At 71.8% G+C, this 3,123-nt stretch carries 5 protein-coding genes and 1 pseudogene; 4 read left to right on the top strand and 2 right to left on the bottom strand.

Annotated features, from left to right (window positions below; genetic code table 11):
* On the bottom strand, window positions 1-370 hold a 370-nt coding region (locus ACFTZL_RS43345), incomplete at its 3' end, for a TSUP family transporter (protein WP_382595672.1).
* Window positions 371-443: 73 nt separating this feature from the next.
* The gene (locus tag ACFTZL_RS43340; RefSeq protein WP_382595669.1) at window positions 444-1,631 is read right to left on the bottom strand and encodes a thiolase family protein; all 1,188 of its coding nucleotides are present in this window, start codon (window positions 1,629-1,631) and stop codon (window positions 444-446) included.
* Window positions 1,632-1,827: 196 nt separating this feature from the next.
* Here ACFTZL_RS43340 and ACFTZL_RS43335 point away from each other — a divergent pair, with 196 nt between their 5' ends.
* From ACFTZL_RS43335 to ACFTZL_RS43320, 4 genes and pseudogenes are all read left to right on the top strand, one after another.
* On the top strand, window positions 1,828-2,085 hold the full coding sequence (locus ACFTZL_RS43335; protein ID WP_382595666.1) for a WhiB family transcriptional regulator: 258 nt from the start codon (window positions 1,828-1,830) through the stop codon (window positions 2,083-2,085).
* Window positions 2,082-2,564, top strand: coding sequence for a Dps family protein (locus ACFTZL_RS43330; protein WP_382595663.1), 483 nt, complete (start codon window positions 2,082-2,084; stop codon window positions 2,562-2,564). The genes ACFTZL_RS43335 and ACFTZL_RS43330 overlap by 4 nt, the downstream gene beginning before the upstream one ends.
* Before the next feature lie 35 nt (window positions 2,565-2,599).
* Window positions 2,600-2,944: a DUF3140 domain-containing protein gene (locus ACFTZL_RS43325; RefSeq protein WP_382595660.1), complete on the top strand. Its 345-nt coding sequence runs from the start codon at window positions 2,600-2,602 to the stop codon at window positions 2,942-2,944.
* Between the two features lie 2 nt (window positions 2,945-2,946).
* Window positions 2,947-3,123 (top strand): annotated as a pseudogene (locus tag ACFTZL_RS43320) (endonuclease); the annotation flags it as partial.

The following is a 3,123-nucleotide window of genomic DNA, read 5'->3' as shown; positions in this document are numbered from 1 at the left end:
GGCGCCACACCGTCACGGCCGCCATCAGCAGCAGGATCGCGCCGATCGACGTCCGCACGATCGCGTCGTCCGCCCACATCAGGAACACCGTGCCGACGACGACGCCCGCGGCGACCGCCGGGAACAGCCGCCACAGGGTGGGCCAGTGGGCGTGCCGCCGGTAGGTGGCGACGGCCAGCAGGTCCCCGGCGATCAGGACCGGCAGCAGGACGCCGGTGGAGGCGCGGGCGGGCAGCACCGCGGCGAAGATGGCGAGGCTGACCGTGTTGGCCCCGCTCACGGCGGTCTTCGAGAAACCGACGAGGAGGGCCGCGAAGGCGAGTGCGGCGAACTCCCAGCCGGTGATGTTCCAGAGCGTCATCGTGTTCATGCGAACACTGATGCTATGTGCACCGAACGGGGCGCCGCAGTGCCGTCTCGCCTGGTGGCCCGGGGGGGGCGGTCTACCCCCGTTCGACGAGAAGCGCGCTCCCCTGTCCGACCCCCACGCACATCGTCGCCAGCCCCCGGCCCGCCCCCGTACGGCGCATCCGGTGGAGCAGGGTCGTCAGGATCCGGGCGCCCGAGCAGCCCAGGGGGTGGCCGAGGGCGATGGCGCCGCCGCTCGGGTTGACCAGGTCGGGGTCGATGCCGAGCTGGTCCACGCAGGCCAGGGCCTGGGCCGCGAAGGCCTCGTTGAACTCGGCCTCCTCGAGGTCGCCGACGCTCCAGCCGGCGCGGGTCAGTGCCTTGCGGGTGGCGGGGACCGGGCCGATGCCCATGACGTCGGGGTGGACACCGGCGGAGGCGCCGGCGACGTAGCGGCCCAGGGACTGAAGGCCCAGTTCGTTCAGGGCCTCCTCGCTGACCAGGAGGAGACCTGCGGCGCCGTCGTTCATCGGGGAGGCGTTGCCCGCGGTGACCGTGCCGCCGTCCCGGAAGACCGGCTTCAGCCGGGACAGCTTCTCGTAGGAGGTGTCCTCGCGGACGCACTCGTCGGTGTCGACGACCACGCCGTCGGGGCGTTGCACGGGCAGGAGTTCGTCGTCGAAGTGGCCGTTCTTGCGGGCGAGGGCGGCCCGTTGGTGGCTGCGCAGGGCGAAGTCGTCCTGGCGTTCGCGTGCGATGCCGTAGCGCGCGGCGACCTCTTCCGCCGTCTCGCCCATGGACAGCAGGCCGTGCAGGTCCCGCATCGCGGGGTTGACCAGGCGCCAGCCGAGGCGGGTGTCGACGGTCTCGATGCGGTGGGGCAGGGCCTCGTCGGGGCGGGGCAGGACGAAGGGGGCGCGGCTCATCGACTCGGAGCCGCCCGCGATCACGATGTCGGCCTCGCCCGCGGCGATGGTGCGGGCGGCGGTGGTCACGGCCTCCAGACCCGACGCGCAGAGCCGGTTGACCGTCGCCCCGGGGACGGACTCGGGGAGGCCGGCGAGCAGGGCTGCCATGCGGGCGACGTTGCGGTTGTCCTCGCCGGCCTGGTTGGCGGCGCCCCAATAGACGTCGTCGACGCGGGCCGGGTCCAGCGCGGGCACGTCGCCGACCAGGGTGCGGATCACGGTCGCGGCGAGGTCGTCGGGCCGCACCGAGGAGAGGGCTCCCCTGAGTTTGCCGATGGGGGTGCGGCGGGCGGCCGCGAAGTGGACGGGACGCACGAGAGGCTCCTCACACCGCACATTAATTAGCACTGCTAGTTTCGGACTATAGACCCTCGTCCCGCCGCCTGTGAAGATTCCGGGGCCACACGGGTTCGGAGCGGGCTTTGCCGCAGGTCGGCACAGCACTCCGGGGTCGACCGCGAGGCGTCACGGGTCGCGTTTGCACCCGTGCGCCCGGGGCACCCGCGCGGTCATGGAGTGGTTGCGGAACGCCGCCTGCGTGGACGAGGACCCCGAATTGTTCTTTCCCGTGGGCACGGTGGGTCCGGCCCTGCGGGACGTCGCGGCCGCGAAGCGGGTCTGCGCGCGCTGCCCGGTGACCGGCCAGTGCCTGAGCTTCGCGCTGAGCAGCGGCCAGGCCTCGGGCGTGTGGGGCGGGACCTGCGAGGAGGAGCGTGACGCACTGCTCCGGACGACGAAGCACGACGCGAGAAGGAGAAGCGCCCTATGACGGCCGTGAGGAGCACACTGTCCGACGAGGCCCGCCGGGTCTGCTGCGAGGCACTCCAGGACACCCTGGTCGATCTGCTCGGACTCTCGCTGATCGGGAAGCAGGCGCACTGGAACATCGTCGGACCGCGGTTCCGGTCCATCCACCTCCAGCTCGACGAGGTGGTGACGGCCGCGCGGAACTTCTCCGACACGGTCGCGGAACGGTCCGCCGCGCTCGGTGTCCCGCCGGACGGTCGGCCGGAGACCATCGCGAAGACCTTCACACTGCCCGCCCCCAAGGAGGGCTGGGTGCGCGACTCGGACGCCGTCCAGGTGATGGTGGAGTCCCTCCAGGACGCCGTCGGCCGGCTGCGCGAGCGCATCGACGCGACCGAGAAGGCGGACCTGGTCACCCAGGACCTGCTGATCAGCATCACCGCGGAGCTGGAGAAGCAGCGGTGGATGTTCGACGCCGAGAACTTCCCCCGCGAGGGCTGACCGGCGCGCGCACGAACGTATGAAAGGGGCACCCGATGACCGACGCCCTTGAACTCGACGCGCTGTGGGAGGACTTCCACCGCGTGGTGAACATGACCTCGCAGGAACTCGCGGCCTGGCTGCGGATGCGGGACGCCGACGAGGACGCGGAGCCGCTGCCCGACCAGGCGGGGAGCGAGACCGGACAGCATGTCCTGGCGATCCTCCAGAAGCGGCGCACCGACCTGACCGAGGACGATCTGCGGGTGATGCGGAACGTCGTGGACAGGGTCACCTCCCAGGTGGACCTGGAGAACGAACCGCTGCCGGAGGTGACGGCCGAGGACACACGCCGTCGGCACCGGCTGATGACGGTCGGCCACGATCCGCTGAAGGGATAGCCGTGGCCCGCCAGGAGCGCGTCGTCCGCGAACTCCTCGGCACGCACGGCCGGACGTACGCCGCCGAGGCGGGCATCCGGCTGAAGGACAAGCAGTAGCCGCTGTACCGGCTGCTGGTGCTGTCCCACCTGCTCAGTGCCCGCATCCGCGGCTCGATCGCGCCGGCCACCGCCCGTGCC

It is taken from the genome of Streptomyces sp. NPDC056948 (assembly GCF_042674225.1).
Classification (GTDB): Bacteria; Actinomycetota; Actinomycetes; order Streptomycetales; family Streptomycetaceae; genus Streptomyces; species Streptomyces purpurascens.
The sequence above is the reverse complement of the archived record's forward strand: the minus strand, read 5'-3'. Positions and strand labels throughout refer to the sequence as shown.